The following is a 2,580-nucleotide window of genomic DNA, read 5'->3' on the forward strand; positions in this document are numbered from 1 at the left end:
ACCGTTAAAGCACCGGATCAAATTGAACTGGCGCTTACTTCCGATGATGTGCGCCGCATTAATGGTTTGGGTAAAAAAGTGGCCATGATCGGTATTGAAAATGCCTATCCGGTCGGAACGGATCTTTCAAACATTAAAAAATTCGCTGATCTTGGCGCCCGCTATATGTCATTGGCCCATAACGGCCACAGTCAATTAGCCGATTCAAATACCGGTGAACGCGTTGATGAAAACGGCAACCCAACTGAACCTTTCCTCTATAACGGACTAAGTGACCTTGGTAAAGAAGCGTTGGCGCTTATGAACCTGCACGGCATTATGGTTGATGTCTCACATCCATCATACCAATCCAACAAACAGGCCATCGAACTTTCAAAAGCGCCGGTGATTGCATCGCATTCATCCGCAAGAAACTTAAGCAAAACCGTTAGCCGTAACCTTGAAGACGATCTTCTTTTGATGATTAAGGATAAAGGCGGCGTCGTGCAAACGGTTGCGTTTGCAAGCTACCTTGACGCAGAAAAAAATGCGGCAATGGTCGCTGAACGTAATAAATTATATGCCGAAGTCGCTGATCAAATGGGCTTTGAACTCATGAGCATGCGTGATGCTTTTGGCCTTCCTGAAGCCCAACGCGATGCCTACATCGCACAATACCGCGCCATGCAAAAGGCGGCAGAACCAAGACTTGAAGCAGAAGTATACAGCGTCGCCCCTCCTGTGGATGTGAAGGACTTCGTTGATCATATTGATTATATGGTTGATTTCATCGGCCTTGACCATGTGGGTATCAGCTCCGACTTTGATGGTGGTGGCGGTATCTATGGCTGGAACGATGCCTCTGAAACCCATAACGTGACAATCGAGCTTGTACGCCGTGGCTACACAGAAGAGCAAATCGGCAAACTCTGGAGCGGAAACCTACTCCGTGTCCTAGACGAAGTTCAAGCGGTCGCCGCAGAACTCCAAGCCGCACAGTAATTTTAGAAACATTTAAAAATCATGGCGCGTCAGTTAACCCTGATGCGCCAATTTTTCTGTGAACCTTACAATCCGTTTTGCGGCTTCTTTTAATTTTTCTTCATCGCATAAATATCCGATACGAATTGTGTGGGAAAAACCTTCGCCAAATCCAAAGCCCGGTACCACGGCGACATTTTCCTCGTCAAGCAATCTCCATGCGAACTCTTCGCCGTTTAGGCCGCTTGCGGAAACATCGAGTAGCACAAACATACCGCCACGTGGTTTTGAAAAGCTTAAATGATTGCTTTGGCGTAACTCTTCACAAAAGGCATCGCGCTGCCCTTTAAAGATGGCGTTAAATTCTCCCGTTGTGCTTTTATCCTTAAGCGCCGCAATCGCCGCATTTTGTACAAATTGATTGATACCGAACTGCGCCGCTTGTGAATAATTGGTCATAGCTTGAATAAAATGATCGGGACCAATGGCCCAACCCATACGCCATCCCGTCATGGCGTGAGATTTGGATAAGCTATTAATCACAATGATATAATCACGAAATTCGATGTGTGCATAGGGGGAAATATGATCATCCTCGAAACAATGTGACCAATAAACTTCATCACTAACCAGCCAGATTTGATTGTCACAACAGAATTTTGCAATATCCCGAACCGCCTCGCGGTCAATCACGGCACCCGCAGGATTACTTGGTGAATTAATGATGATCGCTTTGGTCTTATCTGTTACGGCCGCCTTTATCTTTTCTATATCAAGCTTATAATCTTCCTCAAGATCAAGCTCTACACTCACCATGGTCGCACCACCTGCGGTTACAACGGCAGGATAAGTGGCATAATAAGGCTCAAGCACGATCACCTCATCCCCCTTTTCCGCAATACACTGGAATGTGGCGAATATGGCCCCTTGTGCACCATTACAAACAATCACATTTTCTGCTTTAACCGGCGCATTATAAAGCCACGATGCATGATCCGCGATCGTGTCTCTAAGTGCATATTCCCCCGGTATGGGTGCATAATGGGTTTTTCCGGCTTCAATCGCCTTTGTGAGCGCTTCACGAACAGGCTTAGGTGTGTCTAAATCCGGATCCCCAACCCCAAGGTGGATGATATCCGCCCCCTTTAACATGCGGCGCGCGGCTTCGTCACCAACATCCCACGCTTTTGATGCGGGGCCGGATATACGTTCTGTTACTGTTGATAAGCTTTTATGACCCATCATTTTTCCTTTTAAAATATATATTTAAATTGATATATGAATTTTTTTTATATTACCAGATGAATTATCACTTTCCATTACGGAAAGACTCAGTTATATTACTTTCCATCATGGAAAGAGAAATTATGACAAATGAAGAAATAGACCACTATAATGATGCTTTAAGTGAAGCAAAAAAATCAGAAGCGGCCGCATTAAAAGCAGCCCTACCCAAAAAATGGTTTGGTATAGCAATTGCCCTAATTGTTGGCGGCCTCGTCGCAACAAATGGTTCCGAATATTTTCAATATTCTGGATATCTTATTGTTGGGCTTGGACTTGTGATTGCCATTCATCATCAACAGACGGGGGCCACGCCACTATTAACAACGAATAAAA

The 2,580-nt window shown here is 45.1% G+C and carries 3 protein-coding genes; 2 read left to right on the top strand and 1 reads right to left on the bottom strand.

Annotation, left to right across the window (positions count from 1 at the left end; translation table 11 throughout):
* Positions 1 to 981 (top strand): dipeptidase (locus ACTF6W_RS02610; RefSeq protein ID WP_438992979.1); only part of this gene is annotated, 981 nt, incomplete at its 5' end.
* A 33-nt stretch (positions 982 to 1,014) separates the two neighbouring features.
* On the opposite strand, the gene ACTF6W_RS02615 is transcribed toward ACTF6W_RS02610, so the two are convergent.
* Entirely contained in the window at positions 1,015 to 2,205 is a 1,191-nt protein-coding gene (locus ACTF6W_RS02615) for a pyridoxal phosphate-dependent aminotransferase (RefSeq protein ID WP_438992980.1), read from the bottom strand.
* 122 nt (positions 2,206 to 2,327) lie between these two features.
* Here ACTF6W_RS02615 and ACTF6W_RS02620 point away from each other — a divergent pair.
* A partial coding sequence (locus ACTF6W_RS02620; protein ID WP_438992981.1) for a hypothetical protein occupies positions 2,328 to 2,580 on the top strand: 253 nt, incomplete at its 3' end.

Source organism: Pseudemcibacter sp. (assembly GCF_965661635.1).
Lineage (GTDB): Bacteria > Pseudomonadota > Alphaproteobacteria > Sphingomonadales > Emcibacteraceae > Pseudemcibacter.

Excerpts from the sequence above, each read along its gene's own strand:
- ACTF6W_RS02615 (WP_438992980.1), bottom strand. The coding sequence starts at position 2,205 with ATGATGGGTCATAAAAGCTTATCAACAGTAACAGAACGTATATCCGGC.